This window comes from Bacillus sp. FSL W7-1360, from assembly GCF_038592975.1.
Taxonomy (GTDB): domain Bacteria; phylum Bacillota; class Bacilli; order Bacillales; family Bacillaceae_D; genus Shouchella; species Shouchella lonarensis.
On sequence record NZ_CP151950.1, the window covers coordinates 1,980,308 to 1,994,032 of the forward strand.

The 13,725-nt window shown below is 43.9% G+C and carries 14 protein-coding genes and 2 tRNA genes; 4 read left to right on the plus strand and 12 right to left on the minus strand.

Annotated features, from left to right (window positions below; translation table 11 throughout):
• Positions 1–318 precede the first annotated feature (318 nt).
• The 10 genes from NSQ26_RS10205 to NSQ26_RS10250 all read right to left on the minus strand — a co-directional run bounded on the left by NSQ26_RS10205 (position 319) and on the right by NSQ26_RS10250 (position 8,554).
• Positions 319–2,721: a virulence-associated E family protein gene (locus NSQ26_RS10205; RefSeq protein ID WP_499718089.1), complete on the minus strand. Its 2,403-nt coding sequence runs from the start codon at positions 2,719–2,721 to the stop codon at positions 319–321.
• Positions 2,722–2,733: 12 nt separating this feature from the next.
• A complete protein-coding gene (locus NSQ26_RS10210) occupies positions 2,734–4,671 on the minus strand; it encodes a DNA polymerase (protein WP_499718090.1) in 1,938 nt (645 codons plus the stop codon).
• Between the two features lie 61 nt (positions 4,672–4,732).
• Positions 4,733–5,275, minus strand: a complete 543-nt coding sequence (locus NSQ26_RS10215; RefSeq protein ID WP_499718091.1) for a DUF2815 family protein — start codon at positions 5,273–5,275, stop codon at positions 4,733–4,735.
• A gap of 16 nt (positions 5,276–5,291) precedes the next feature.
• Complete coding sequence (locus tag NSQ26_RS10220; RefSeq protein WP_499718092.1) at positions 5,292–6,065, minus strand: DUF2800 domain-containing protein; 774 nt, start codon at positions 6,063–6,065, stop codon at positions 5,292–5,294.
• Entirely contained in the window at positions 6,062–6,367 is a 306-nt protein-coding gene (locus NSQ26_RS10225; RefSeq protein WP_499718093.1) for a hypothetical protein, read from the minus strand. The genes NSQ26_RS10220 and NSQ26_RS10225 overlap by 4 nt, the downstream gene beginning before the upstream one ends.
• Complete coding sequence (locus NSQ26_RS10230) at positions 6,351–7,112, minus strand: phage antirepressor KilAC domain-containing protein (RefSeq protein ID WP_499718094.1); 762 nt, start codon at positions 7,110–7,112, stop codon at positions 6,351–6,353. Before NSQ26_RS10230 ends, NSQ26_RS10225 begins: the two co-directional genes overlap by 17 nt.
• Positions 7,113–7,265: 153 nt before the next feature.
• The gene (locus tag NSQ26_RS10235) at positions 7,266–7,679 is read right to left on the minus strand and encodes a Rha family transcriptional regulator (RefSeq protein WP_499718095.1); all 414 of its coding nucleotides are present in this window, start codon (positions 7,677–7,679) and stop codon (positions 7,266–7,268) included.
• A 60-nt stretch (positions 7,680–7,739) separates the two neighbouring features.
• Positions 7,740–7,961 carry a hypothetical protein gene (locus tag NSQ26_RS10240; protein WP_499718096.1) on the minus strand — a complete coding sequence of 74 codons (222 nt, stop codon included), beginning with the start codon at positions 7,959–7,961 and terminating at the stop codon, positions 7,740–7,742.
• Between the two features lie 94 nt (positions 7,962–8,055).
• Positions 8,056–8,277, minus strand: a complete 222-nt coding sequence (locus tag NSQ26_RS10245; RefSeq protein WP_499718097.1) for a helix-turn-helix domain-containing protein — start codon at positions 8,275–8,277, stop codon at positions 8,056–8,058.
• Between the two features lie 67 nt (positions 8,278–8,344).
• Positions 8,345–8,554, minus strand: a complete 210-nt coding sequence (locus NSQ26_RS10250) for a helix-turn-helix domain-containing protein (RefSeq protein ID WP_499718098.1) — start codon at positions 8,552–8,554, stop codon at positions 8,345–8,347.
• Between the two features lie 203 nt (positions 8,555–8,757).
• Between NSQ26_RS10250 and NSQ26_RS10255 the strand changes: the two genes are divergently transcribed.
• The gene (locus NSQ26_RS10255) at positions 8,758–9,435 is read left to right on the plus strand and encodes a helix-turn-helix domain-containing protein (protein ID WP_499718100.1); all 678 of its coding nucleotides are present in this window, start codon (positions 8,758–8,760) and stop codon (positions 9,433–9,435) included.
• Between the two features lie 23 nt (positions 9,436–9,458).
• Entirely contained in the window at positions 9,459–10,658 is a 1,200-nt protein-coding gene (locus tag NSQ26_RS10260) for a tyrosine-type recombinase/integrase (protein ID WP_499718101.1), read from the plus strand.
• A 122-nt stretch (positions 10,659–10,780) separates the two neighbouring features.
• On the opposite strand, the gene NSQ26_RS10265 is transcribed toward NSQ26_RS10260, so the two are convergent.
• Positions 10,781–10,854 (minus strand) — tRNA-Thr (locus tag NSQ26_RS10265).
• An 8-nt stretch (positions 10,855–10,862) separates the two neighbouring features.
• Positions 10,863–10,937, minus strand: a tRNA-Asn gene (locus NSQ26_RS10270).
• A gap of 427 nt (positions 10,938–11,364) precedes the next feature.
• Here NSQ26_RS10270 and NSQ26_RS10275 point away from each other — a divergent pair.
• Together NSQ26_RS10275 and nrdG are read left to right on the plus strand one after the other, a co-directional pair.
• Positions 11,365–13,221 carry an anaerobic ribonucleoside triphosphate reductase gene (locus tag NSQ26_RS10275; protein WP_499718102.1) on the plus strand — a complete coding sequence of 619 codons (1,857 nt, stop codon included), beginning with the start codon at positions 11,365–11,367 and terminating at the stop codon, positions 13,219–13,221.
• Positions 13,218–13,670 carry an anaerobic ribonucleoside-triphosphate reductase activating protein gene (nrdG, locus tag NSQ26_RS10280; RefSeq protein ID WP_499718103.1) on the plus strand — a complete coding sequence of 151 codons (453 nt, stop codon included), beginning with the start codon at positions 13,218–13,220 and terminating at the stop codon, positions 13,668–13,670. The genes NSQ26_RS10275 and nrdG overlap by 4 nt, the downstream gene beginning before the upstream one ends.
• Positions 13,671–13,725 lie beyond the last annotated feature (55 nt).

The following is a 13,725-nucleotide window of genomic DNA, read 5'->3' on the forward strand; positions in this document are numbered from 1 at the left end:
CCAAGGAGTCCATAAGACATGAATTCCCTTATACCACTAATATATATAAATCATAGAGTATATAGAGTATACATATATATCTATATACTCTATATACTACTTATATATATACTCTATATATAAAATATGGATACTATGGGGACTATATAGGATAAACCCTTGATACGTATACGCTGATGAAGGGTCCATGCCTGGTAGACATGGGAAGAAAAGTGTCCATGGTCATGGCTACCGCAAAACACAATTACCATATTTTACTAAAAAATACATATTTAATCCTGATTCTACAAGTCGCCATGGTCATCACTCCTAGGCGCCTTACTTCTCACGAATAAACGCTTTTTGTTGTCCGTAGTTCGTGCCAAATTTCAAACGTCCGCGATTCTTGCCGTACGGCTCCCAGCCAGGCATGCGGCGCAAAATGTCATTGAGCTCACGACTTTTCATTGGAGTAAGCTGCTTAGGATCACCTTGAAACTGCTCTACCCATATCTCCATTGCGCAAATCCGATCTCGTGGTTGGCCGCTGTTCTCTTCCTCACCAAAATCTCCGCCATGAAAATAATCCCTACGCTTTTGAATGTCTCTCTCATACCAGTCATCTGGCACGGGGCGTTCCAAAAACTCTTGTATCCAACCAAAGAGATCGCTCTCTTCCATGTGCATTTCTTGCACTTCTTGCGCCTGATCAGCCACTTCCCCTTCTAAAATCAACTGCTCTTTGTCTTTATAGCGTTGTACTGCTTCCGCCCATACTTGACCGATCTCGTCTTCGGTAAGGTCTGTAAACAAATTTTTCTTCGCTTGATCCTTACTTACCACCACTGGCCAAAAGCGACGATTTCCTGTTTTATCTCTCAAAAAACTCCTATCATTCGTCGTTCCAAAGAACACGCACTGTCTTTTAAAGATCGATACTTGCCGTCCATACGCCACACGGAATGCGTCCTCTTGCTTGGTGATAAACTGCTTGATTGGTTCTACATCAGCTTTGCGCATCGCGCTTAGCTCTGCCAGCTCGATCAACCACGCGCCCTGAATCTGTTCCATTGCTTCTTTCCCTAAAACTGTGCTTAGAGAATCACTGTGCCAATCTTTTCCCATCTTTTTGACCAAATAACTCTTACCAACACCTTGTGGTCCCACCGTCACCAAGACGTTGTCAAATTTGCAACCAGGCTCATACACGCGTGCTACGGCCGCAGTAAAAGCCTTACGCGTCACTGAACGTACATATAGCGTATCTTCTGCACCTAAGTAATCAATCAGAAGTGTGTCTAGGCGAGGGTTGCCATCCCATTCGAACGATGAGAGGTAGTCTTTAATCGGGTGAAATCCGTTTTCATGGCTCGTTTCTGAGAAAGCGTTATGGATTTTAAGCGCCCCGGTGATGCTATAGTAACGCTCCATGAAATTTTGCAGGCTTGCATCGTCGCGGTCTTGCCATGTGTCACCCGCATCAAGTTTCCTCCATGGTAAATCGCCCAGCACCATATGTCTATTAGAAAATTGGTTGTATCCAACCTTCCCTTTCAGCTCTGGATGATTCTGCAATATGAGCTGAATATTCGGTGCCGTACTAGCAAATTTCCCATTCTGGTTTAGGGTTAACTTCTTCGTCCATCTTGCATCCTTTTCAACGCCTTTAAAATCCTCTTTGGCTTCCACCAGCTTTTCCTCTATCATCTGCCGCTTCACGTTCTCATCTTGCTGAGCTAATTCGATCATCGCCGCAAACGACGGAAAACGCACAACAGGTGTACCAGGCTCCACACTATCATCCTGGGATCCAAATTTATGAATACGGACAAGGTCAAACGCGTTTACCAACTTTCCGCTCACCGGATCAGTGCCATGATGAGAATACGCAAATGTATTGTTGTCATACACAATCAGACCGCCCGTCGTGCTCCCATTTTTGTACGTGTATCGATTGCTTCCAGCTGATTCATAGACATCTGCCAGCATCGTATAAAGGACTTCCGTTATCGTATACGTGCGGCAAAATGCGCCAATGAGTCCAGGCTTAGTATGCGGGTCACCTTGCTTCGCTGCCATTCGTTTCACCGCAACTTGTTTCCGGCTTGACTCGGGCCATTCAGCCGGATCGCGCCAATTGTTATACCGTGCCAACACCGCATCAGGATCTAGAAAAGGTTCATCCTTATATTCAAAAAAATATTCTCCGTCTTGCGGTGTACTCGGCCAGTACATCAGGCGGTGCGGCTCATATGTCGTGTCGTCAAATTTATCGATCCCCAGATCAGCCGCTACACGTCGCGCAATCGGGACGTACTCATCAGGCGTCACTGGGCGTAACAACGGGACGATTAAGCGCAAGCGCGGTTTTTCAGTCACATGTGAGTGCGTGCTATAAACAGCAATAGCGTGATTAAAAAAGTCGTTTATCAGGCTTAGAATCGGGTCGTTTTGCACCAAATGATCAGCATCCAGCGTAATGACATGCCGCTCTTGTACGTTGTCAGCTTTTCTACGACCTGAGGACTTCAACGATCCACCGACAAAACCGCCAATGTCTTTTGTCTGGCCTTGCTCTTTTCTGGACATTTTCTTATATTCATTTACCGTCTCAGCCGTACGGTTTGTATGTGATAAACGCGTTACCAGCTCTAACCACGTAAGCGTCTTGTTCTGCCATTTTGTTTCGAATCGGCTTTGGCCCACTGCCAGCGTAAGCTGCCCATCATGTTTGAGCTCCACTTCTTACCACCCCTAATCCTTTCGATAATAATCAGCCACAAAGCCATCTGCGGCTAACGGCAAGCCCGGCGCCCAATCAATTGGTCGGCCCATGAGTTCCTCTATTTCTTCTAAGCTCGTTTCTTCTGACGCTTCAATGACGACTTCATCGTGCACGTGCATCACGATGTCATAGTCTTTTAACCGCATAAGCGATTCCGCTAAACAATCCCTCGCCACTGCTTGAACAATGTTTTCCGTGAGTTTGCCTCCATACGTCCGAAGTCTTACCGTCTTGCCACCAGTACCTGGTCCCTCGTATGTCAATCCCTGCTTGTTAAACTTCTCATCAACTTCAATTCGCGGTCTCACGTAAGCAAGCTGACGTCCCGAAGGCAAACGGATAAACATGATACCGTTCTTCACGACAAATGTTAACCCATGTTTCATGCACACAACTTCTTTTGTTTGTACCGCTTTAATAGCAGCCCGTTCAACATCAAACCAGAACCGTTTAATCGCCGGATTGGATGCGCGCCAAGCGTCTACCAGTGGTTGTAACTCTTCTTCCGGAAGTCCCATCTTGACCGCCCCCATCGCTTTCAATGCCCCGACACTACCCTGATACCCGAGCGCCAGTTCCGCGACTTTCCCTTTCTGCCGTAAGGATTTATCAACATTGTCAAGTGGGACGTTGAACATTTCCGAGGCGGATGCTTCATAAATTTTCCCATGCGTCTTAAACACGTCTAATCGCCACTGTTCCCCAGCGAGCCATGCAATCACACGAGCTTCAATTGCGGAGAAGTCAGAGACTAATAGACGTCTACCAGGGGCAGGGACGAACGCGGTACGAATCAAGGAGGACAGTACGTCAGGGACATTATCATAGACCCTTTCCAACCCTTCTAACTCGCCCATTTTAAGAATCTTGCGAGCTATATCGGCATTTCTTCCGCTCATGTTTCCGCGCGGCAAATTTTGTACCTGCACGAGCCGTCCCGCCCATCTACCAGTCCTGCTTGCGCCGTAAAACTGCAAAATACCTCGCAACCTACCATCCTTACACTGCCCCCGTTGCATAGCACTGTATTTAGCAGTGGACGTTTTTGCTGTTAGCGCACGTAATTGTAGCGCACGCTTTACATCAGGATTGTTTGTCTCTTTAAATAGCGCTATGGCATCGTCTTTACCTAACTTATCTACCCGCACCCCTTGTTTGTTCATCCATTCTTTTAACTGCGGTAAACTATTAGGATTTTCAACTCCAGTGAGCGCTTGGAGTTCATCTAGCATCTTTTGTGAGTATCGTTCATCCAGTTCAATCGCATGTTGCATGATGGATGTATCTACCAACACGCCTTTGTCGTTGATGCGCTGATCAAGCGCGTAAAGTTGTTGTTCAAAATCTGTCATAGGAAATGGCGCAAGCTTTTTTCTTATCGCTCGCTCCACCACAACGTCTTGCACACAGTACGATCTGAATTGTTCCCACTTCTCTGGGGCGTGTTTAGGCAGGTTTCTTGTGCGTCCACCATTTACTTTGGTGGCTTTACACGGGATCGAGAAATAAGAAATCAACGCTGTGCCCGCACGATCTTTTTGCGCACCCATTTTTAGTACACTTGCGACATTAGCTAGGCTGATTGGTAGCCCAAGCGTTAGCGCATGAACTTGCGTACAGCGCCATTGATGGATTGGTAGGTTAATATTTAAATGCGCCTGCAAACAGACACGTTCAAACTGCGCGTTAAAGGCGGTTTTAATGACGGTTTCGTCTTGAAGGGATGCAAGTACATTGCTTGGTAGCTCTTCTCCCTGTGCCAGATCAACGATTGTCACATCCTCGTCATTAAACGCATAAGCTAGAAGTAATACCTCAAAGTCTATAGCTTCAGCGTACTTGTACACACCTTGTGTTCGTAGATTGGTACTTGAGTAAGTTTCAATGTCAATGCTTAAGATTGTCATGTTGTTGTTCCTCCATTTGATTGAAAAAGAGGCTATGTAGTGCTCTAGCCTCTTTTCATTGTTACAACAAGTCGTCTAGCTCGTCTGCTAGCTCGTTGAAGTCTTCAAATGCGCTTGATCGGCCCCCGAGACGTTCTCCGTCTGCCCACTTCTGGATATTATTCAAACCTGCCGCAATACCCCGGTTTCCGCTAACGTTATACGCATAAAAGTTCACAGATGCGCGAGCGTAACAGCCACTATACACTTCTTCTCTATCCGTGATCGGGTCCAAATTACGGTCGACAACCTGCGGTCGCGACGTGCTGTTGGCATTGATAAAATAACAACCTGCATATTCCTTCTTTTCTGGTCGCTCCTCGTCTCCATCACGGAGGGGTGTTTTTAGAAGCGGAGGAACTTTGCCACTAAACACTCCGTCCTTTCCATTTTCTTTTGCCGCCTCGATGGCTTCCTCAATCATCTTAAGCGTCTTTTTATCCGATTTTGGAATGAGCAAGGTCACGCTGTATTTTGCTTTCTGCCCCTCTTCCATCGCGTGTGGTTCAAACAAATGCGCATAGCTCAAACGTACTTTCCCTGTGATCACTTTTGTATTTTTCATGTGTAAACATCCTCTCTCAATTTGTAATAACACTAAATTCCTCTATTGCCGATTTACGGCGGTAGGCACCCCATGCCGCGCACATCGACTTTGCTTTGCAAAAGCGACAGTGCTTGCCGGGCACGTACTCTCCCTCACCGGCATGTGCTTTTTTTGCAAGGGGTTTGACCATATGATCCGCCCAGCTGTATAACTCTCTCGGTTTTAATGTATAGACGCTAATATGATCTAACCTTGGCTGCACAATCGTCATCCGTACTGTCTCAATATCATAGACGATGTCATATGTATCGAGCGCACCAAGTGCGTAGAGCATCATCTGCGTGTTTTTTAGCGCATCAACCCGCACGCCTTTACCGTACTTCAAGTCGATTACTTCTATTAGCCCATCAGCGATTAACACCACGTCGCCAGTTCCGAATCCTTCTGGCACCCAACGGCTAAAATCAAGACGTTCTTCAAGCAAGACGCGGGGTTTGTCCATTTTGTTATACCGGCTTACCACAAAGTCCACATATGATTTCACGTAAGTTTCCATGTCCTGATTGTAAAAGGAACTATTCTCCGTAAAATCATAGTGTCTATGGGCAAGTTGATAGCCGCTGATCTTTTCAAACTTTCGTTGCAGATAAATTTCAGCCAATTCATGCGCTGCAGTTCCTTCTAATGCATACTTGCTTACTTTCTCCTCGATCCCATCTTCCAATTGGACCGAAGGGGTGCACGTCATCCAGCGATGAGCGCTAGATGCGCTAAGTCGGGCATGCGCTCGGTTGGCATGTTCAGTCATAGCTTGTTGCTCGCTTCTTTATAGAAGGCTTCAAGCTGATCGGCGGGTAGTTCTGACGCCTTGTTAATGCCGAATTCCGCTAGCAGTGCTTTTACCTGTTCCTTTTTTCCGTTCGCCACCGCTTGTCCTAATAGCGGGCGGATGTCATCGTCTAAGCTGACCGAGGAAGTTTCAGTTTTCTCCTCTACGGGTAACGCTTGTTTTTCTGCTTCTACTAATGAAGACGTACCTTCTTTTTTCAACTCGCCCACCAATTCCTTGATCGCACTTACAAGCTCAGGTGCTTCAATCGTCACCTTCATTCTTCATCCCTCCAATTCCTTCAGTTTCTTCTCGCTCCATCAGAGGCACCAATTGTTTCTTTTGCTTTAGTAAGTTATAAATAAACCATCGTCCTTCTTGTGTCCAACTGGTGTACAGCACGACCTGACCATAAAGCACTTCCGTCTTGGTTTGCGTGTAACCCTTATTTTGGTATTTGGAGTAAAGCAACCAGCAACCATTCTGCTTGTATTGAACGCCTAGTTCTCTGAGAATGCTATTTAGCAGCCTAGCACTCATCCCATAGTCTTTTGCAATCTGAGAGACCGTTAAAAGAGAGTCGCTTTGCATCACTTTATCAAAGTAAAATGCTTTCGGTTCCATTTCTTGATTTTGTTGTGTCAACAAGAAATTCTTCGTTTCCAGTTTAGCAACTTGCGCATTTGCATAGTCCATGGCTCTTTTCATGATCATCTCTGGGCTATTCCATTTGCGCTCTAAGTCCAAAAAGTAGTGGCGAGCCTGTTTGCCCTTTTCATTCCGTTGTAGCATTGAGATTTCTTTCGCCATATCAATGGTGATGTGGTGATCTTGCGCAGGGCGGCCTCCTCGACTTTCGCTCAAAAAAGAGCAGAAGTCATTTCCTTCTTCAAAACCGTATTGAATCATGCGTGGAAACCAATCTTTGTACGCTGTTTTCACCTCCAAAAATTCATGTAGTTCCCGCCCGCTTACAAGTAGCTGCCCGTTCTCGTTTTCCTTTGTTGTGATCAATTCATTCACCATGATCATTCCCTCCTGGTTTCACCTACCTACTTTCCCCTCTCGGTGGGGCCTCAATTTGAGCCCCCCTTGAAAATTGATCCAATCGTTCACGGTTCCGATGGTGGATAATTTTAATCGCTTCTCGTGGATTTGTGTGCCTAACTCTTTTCAAATTTACTCACGCGTCATGAACAAGTTGTTTTCTTCAGCAGCATCTGCTGCTGATCGTAGCGCCTCAACAAGTTTCTGCGGGTTTTTATAAGACGTCTTTGTTTGCAGTTGTTTTTCCATCTCTTCCAACTGAGCAACATAAACCGCACTAAACTCAATACCTTTTTTCCCCGTCAACTTGTGTACGACCATATCACAGCCCTTACGAGTCAATAAGTAATGCTTATAGTTCTTTCCCGCACCTGCTTGATAGGTACTTGCTTGAAAGAAGCTATCAGAAGATAGGGCTGTGCTTTTTCCTAAAACCTCTTTGTAACGGTCGATATCACGTAACAAGTGATCATGCCTTTTCCCAATCATCTCCGCCAGGTCCCGACTATCGACCAACAATTGACCGTTTTTCTGAATCCATTTCAATTCATTTTTCCCCCTTCATTTTGAGGTGTACTCATTTTGACTACCCCCGATTTCATCCACCTACGTTCCTCCAGAGGGGGCCTCAATTTGAGCCCCCCTTGAAAATTGATCCAATCGTTCACTGTTCCGACGGTGAATATTTTTAATCGCTTCTCGTGGATTTGTGTGCTCCAGCGCTTTTCCAATTTGGTCGCGTGTCATGAACAGATCGTTTTCCTCATTGGTATAGAAATTACAAGCAACGCCGTTAAATAATGCTGATTCAACGATTTCAAGGCTCAATACTCCCGCCCCCTTTCATTTTCTTCCCCAACATCTGCCGTTACCCGTAGTGCCTCAGCAAATCCCTGTGGGCTCTTTCTTTACCCCGATAAATCTAGGGACGTAAAACTTTCATCTGTTTAAACTTGCTGTATTCAGTCCCTGGCTCTGGTATGTAGCCCATATGCATATCAAGCCATTCGTCTAAGGCATCTTTCTTGAATAACAGGCGACCACCAAGCTTCAATTTAAGAACGGGCAAGTTGTGCGACTCAATCCACCTACGTACCGTTGATACCGATACCCCTAAATATTCTGCAGCCTCATGTACATTCAAAGTAGTTTTTTCCAACGATATCACCCAACCCAATAATGTTTTATTTAGCAATATACATTTATTAATATTACTTCACAAAAAAAATCTCCTCAAAATCACACCGCAAGCATTCCACCATTTTCTTTGCTACAACCGGTCTTGGGTGTGCTCTTCCGTTTAATATATTACTAAGATGCCCCCCAGTAACATTGATTTTTTCAGCAAGTTCTTTCACACCCATTCCATTCTCAATGGCTTTTTTCCTGATGGCGTCTCCATCTCTAACATGTACTTTCATTTCAAACCCTCTTTCTCGTCGAAGAAACCTTCGGTTTTATTGGTGAATATTTATAAGGTAATAATACCAAGAGGTATAGGTGCCGTCAACAATTTATTTAAATAAACATATCATTGTATACAATTATTTAATAAAATAAGCTTTATTTTTGTATGGTATTATATTATAATGTATGCAAGCTATATAGAAGGGAGGTGTTTCATATGGGCGACATTAGCTTTGGCGAATACCTATTTAACACCAGAACAGAAAAAAAAATGACCATTACAGAGTTAGAGAAGAAATCAACAGTCTCTGGCGGATATCTCTCTCTCATTGAAAACCAAAAGAAAACCCCTAGTGCAAATACGATCAAAAAGCTCGCAGAAGCGCTCGACGTTGACTATGTAGAAATGCTAATACGCGCAGGATTACTGGAAGAAATGAACGCCATCCATCCTGCTATCTTAAACAACCTTCAAAAGAAGACCATTAAAATTCCTTTGCTTTCAGGTATTTCAGCAGACAAGGACATCATTCATGAAGATCATGTGATTGATTATCTACAACTTCCCAAAAAGGGTCACCTAAAAGAAGGGAAAACGATTGCCATTCATATGCCAGACAGCTCAATGAAAGATGCCCGCATCAACGACGGTGACTTATTGATTGTGGAACTCACCGACGAAATATCAGACGGAGACATTATGGTCATGCTTCACAAAAATGAAAGCCCGCTCCTGATAAGGAAAGTAAGGTTAGCAGAGGAAAGTACAGCGTTACTGTTTCCAGAATGTGCAGCGTTACTATTTCCAGCCAATGACATATACGAGCCCATTATAACAACCGAAGACAACCTATATGTGATTGGAAAAGTGGCCAAAGTTTTAGTCAGCTTATAAATTACAGAAAGGGGTTCATTTCCATGGCTGATGGATCAATCCTCGAAGAGGGTAATGGAAGATATAGACTGGTTGTAGAATTACCTACAACCGTCGACGTCAATGGGAAGAAGAAGCGCAACCGGAGAACAAAAACCATACAGGCATCAGGTCCACGCGCCGCAAAAAAAGCACTGCAGGAATTCAAACTAGAAAAGGAACGGGAATTTGCGGCCGCCGAAAAGAAACAAGCAAGACTCCCCTTCGTTACATTCGTGCAAGAGAAGTGGTTGAAAAACTTTGCGGAGGATTATTATGCGCATACAACCTTGCAGAACTACACTGAAATCTTAAACGCGCGTATTCTCCCATCATTCAGTGAACTCTGGCTAGATCAAGTTACCACAATGCACATTGTTGAATACTTTAACGAATTATCATCTGAAGGAATGCGCAAAGATGGTAAAAAGGGAAAATTATCTGATAGCACGATTGAATTACATCACCGTGTACTCAAAAGCATTTTCAAACAAGCAGTTTTATGGGAATTTATCAAAGAAGACGAGAATCCAATGGACAGAGTCATGAAGCCAAAAGTCAAAACGAAAGAAAAAGATGTGTATGACAGCGACACGGTGCATAAACTATTCGACGCGCTCGACAAAGAAGATATTAGATGGCGCTGCACGATCCTTTTAGCCGTCTCATCAGGGTTAAGGAGAGAAGAAATTTTAGGGTTAGAGAGCAAACATATCGACTACGATAAAAGCGTTCTTATGATCAGACAAGCAGTAACTCACTCAAAGAAAGAAGGCCTAGTCGTGGGAGGCGTTAAAACACGCGGTAGCACGAGAAACCTTCATGTTTCTTCTTTTTTGCTTGAACTTTTAGGCAAACTCGATAAATACAAACAAGAAGAGCGTCGTGCCACAGGGACAAACTGGCGTGCTGAATCCGTGTTTTTATTCTCTGATCAAAACGGAAAACCGTTTAATCCCTACTCCGTAGGAAATTGGTGGAGAAAGTTTGTGAAACGAAACGGGTTTAAATACATCCCCTTTCATTCATTACGGCATACGTCAGCAACCATTTTAATCAACCGAGGCATTCATGCCAAAGTCATATCGTCTATCCTCGGGCACTCAAACATCGCCACAACCATGAACGTATATGGGCACACCTTGAAAGAAGCCAACAAAGCTGCGGCGGATGTCTTCGAAGAATTTCACAAAAAAAACTCCTAAGAAGGAGCTTCGAGAAAGTTTTAACTGAGTTCGCCACGTATTCGCCACGCGGATCCTGATATCAATATTTTCATTACGTATCCAAACCCCTAAAAACGGCTATATATCAAGGGTTTGGGGGAAGCTCCCAGGCGGACTCGAACCGCCGAACCCCCACCTTACCATGGTGGTGCTCTACCTGCTGAGCTATGGAAGCATAATAAATGGCTCCACAGGCAGGATTCGAACCTGCGACCGATCGGTTAACAGCCGATAGCTCTACCACTGAGCTACTGTGGAATAAAGAATATGACAAAACGTCTACATAAGATTATACTGAAGAAACACCTATACGTCAATGACTTTCGCGTTTAAAACAAGAAAGGAGCTGGGTAGGTAATGGAGAAGATAAAGAAATTCCTTTGTATTTTGACCATTGCAGTGAGTATCAGCATTGTTGTCACCATAATAATCGCGAGTGTTCAAAAAGGAGACGATGGTATGATCACTATTAAGTGTATGGGCTAAAATAGCGCATACATTTTTTAATAACCATATGCCACCTCTCCCTTCTACATACCACATATTGCTTCAACATTACGTCTACACACCTTCGCTACTTTTTTTACCTGGAACTGTCACAAACATCACCGGAAAAACGTGTTAACATCAATATATAGTTTTCAATCCCTTTTAAATATCTATATATTGATATGGAGGAATCAAAATGAACACAACACCTATTAGTCAATTACAAGACACATTTCATACTATTGCCCAATTAAATAATCACGATTTACTCCAAGAAAACGCCAATGTCGATGGCAATTCTCCTATGGGTCAGATGAGTCGATTTTCCTCAGAAAGCGCGCGCTATTACGCGCACCAATTTTTACTATCAGCAAACGTAAAAAAAGCCATTGACGAGAATTTTATTTATCCTCATGACTTAGACTTTTTAGCGAGTGGCACGACGACTTGTTGCCAAATTCCATTAGGGCGTTTATTGAAAAATGGATTTCATACTGGTCATGGCTTTATTCGCGAGCCACAAGACATTATGAGTGCGATGTCGCTTGCCTCCATCATTTTTCAAGCAAACCAAAACATGCAACACGGAGGACAATCATTCCCGATGTTTGACTACGACTTAGCTCCCTATGTGCATAAAACTTACCTCAAACATCTCAAGCGGTTAAAAACATACCCCCTACCAATGACTGCAAACGAGCTCGCTGATCTTGCTTGGACAGAAACCGAACGAACCACATACCAAGCGTGCGAAGCCTTCATACACAACGCAAACAGTATGCACTCCCGGGGGGGTGGACAAGTCCCTTTCGTCTCCATTAACTACGGGACAGATACGTCAAAAGAAGGTCGGATGCTCATCAAAAATATGTTGAAAGCAACACAAGCTGGTTTAGGACACGGAGAAACACCGATTTTCCCTATTCAAGTCTTCAAAATGAAAGAAGGGATCAACGTTTATGAGTGTGATCCTAACTACGACTTATACCAACTTGCTTTAGAAACAACCGCCAAGCGACTGTTCCCAAACTTTAGCTTTATTGACTCACCGGTGAACAAACCCTTTTATGATGGCACACCCGAAAGTGAGGTCGCCTATATGGGCTGCAGGACGAGGGTTATGTCTAATGTTCACGGCAAACAAAATAGTGTTGGCCGGGGAAATTTATCCTTTACCTCAATTAACCTTGTAAGAATTGCGTTATTAAGTGCTAACACCAATTCTTTTTTTGCCTTACTCGAACATTATATCGACTTAACCACCCAGCAACTACTTGAGCGGTACTACTTACAATGCAAAAAACACGTAAAAAACTTTTTGTTCCTTTACTCGCAAGGAATTTGGCACGAAAGCGACCACCTTACAGAGAAGGACACACTACAAGACGTGTTGAAACATGGAACGTTAAGTATTGGGTTCATTGGTTTGGCCGAGGCGCTAGTCGCATTAACAGGAAAACATCACGGTGAATGCGAACAAGCATTTTTCTTAGGAAAACGCATCATTCAATTCATGAGGGAAAAGGCCGATCAATCCACAGTGACACATCATTTAAACATTTCGTTGGTCGCTACACCCGCAGAAGGACTATCAGGAAAATTTGTACAGAAAGATCGAGATGAGTTTGGCGTATTGTCTGACATCACCGACCGAGCATACTATACAAATTCTTTTCATATCCCTGTCCATTACACCATCAAGGCAGCAGATAAAATAAGGAGAGAAGCGCCCTTCCACACCATGTGCAATGGTGGGCACATTAGCTACATTGAGCTTGATGGGCATGCTTCAAGAAACATCGCAGCCATTGACACACTCATACAAGCCATGCGAACAGCAGGAATGGGCTTCGTCTCAATCAATCACCCTTTAGACAGGTGCAAAACTTGTGGCTACATTGGTGTCATCGACAATGCTTGTCCAAAGTGTAACAACAACCTAGAAGAGGCGATTGAACGCATACGTCGAATTACAGGCTACTTAGTTGGTGACGTCAGAAGATGGAATACAGCTAAAAGACAAGAAGAACAAGATCGGGTGACACATATATGAAAGTGATGAACATTATTCACGACAGTGTTGTTGATGGTGAAGGGCTTCGAACCGTGCTATTTCTTGCTGGCTGTCCTCACGCATGTAAAGGATGCCATAACGAGGAGAGCTGGCACATTTCTAACGGTACGACAATGAGTGTGGAAGAAGTATTTCAAGAAATAATGAGCAATCCACTGACAAACATCACCTACTCTGGCGGAGAACCACTCATACATGCAAAAGAGTTGATACAACTCTCCATCCTGATTAAGCAGTCTTCTAACAAAAACATTTGGTTATATAGTGGTTACACACATGAACAAATTTTGTCTCACCCAAACGCACATTATCGCCACTTGCTTCTTTATTGTGATGTATTGGTCGACGGTAAATTTGAACGAGACAAACGTGATCTAACCTTACTTTATCGGGGGAGTCGCAACCAAAGACTTATTCAATTGACATAATTAATATTAGAAACTTTACGAAGTCAGACACATATGATTGTGAAATATTGAGCAA